The 859-nt window shown below is 75.4% G+C and carries 1 protein-coding gene; it reads left to right on the top strand.

The genetic code is table 11. The annotated features are described in order from the left end of the window. Nucleotides 1-841, top strand: an 841-nt coding sequence (locus tag ACYVE9_RS28840; protein ID WP_461030828.1) for an aminotransferase class V-fold PLP-dependent enzyme, incomplete at its 5' end; no start/stop codon positions are given. Between the last annotated feature and the right edge of the window lie 18 nt (nt 842-859).

The following is an 859-nucleotide window of genomic DNA, read 5'->3' on the forward strand; positions in this document are numbered from 1 at the left end:
CCCGGTGGAGGGGCCCTGGTCCCTGCTCGCGGCGAGCGCGCACAAGTGGGGCGGGCCCGGCGGCGTGGGGCTGCTGGCGGTCCGCAAGGGCGTGCGGTTCGCTCCCCGGCCGCCCCTGGACGAGCGGGAGTCGGGATGGATGCCCGGCACGGCGAACCTGCCGGCGATCGTGGCCGCGGTGGCCGCGCTGCGGGCGGTGCGGGCCGAGGCGGCCGCCGAGGCGGAACGGCTGCACAAACTGGTCGAGCTGGTGCGGGCCCGCGTGCCGCACCTGGTCCCGGACACCGAGGTCGTCGGGCATCCCGACGAGCGGCTGCCGCACCTGGTGACGTTCTCCTGTCTGTACGCCGACGGCGAGTCGCTGCTGCACGCCTTGGACCGGGCCGGGTTCTCCGTCTCGTCCGGCTCGTCCTGCACCTCCAGCACCCTCACTCCCAGCCATGTGCTGCGCGCGATGGGTGTGCTGTCGGAGGGCAACGTCAGGGTGTCGCTGCCGCGCGGCACGACCTCGGAGGACGTGGCCGCCTTCCTGGGAGTGCTGCCCGAGGCGGTCAGGTCGGTGCGGGACCGCCTCGGGGTGCCGGCCGCCGAGGCCTCGTACGGCGGCGCGCAGGGCGTCAGCTCACTCACCGTCGACTGCCTGGGCCGACGCTGCCCGGTACCGGTGATCGAACTGGCGAAGGTGATCGACGACGTGCCGGTGGGCGGCGTGGTGACGGTGCTCGCGGACGACCGGGCGGCGCTGCTGGACATCCCCGCCTGGTGCGCGATGCGCGGGCACGAGTACGTGGGCTCGGACGGCGACGCCCACCGGGTACGCCGCAGCGCGCCGACCGGCTGACGCGCCACCAGGGGCGGG

Source organism: Streptomyces sparsus (assembly GCF_054776295.1).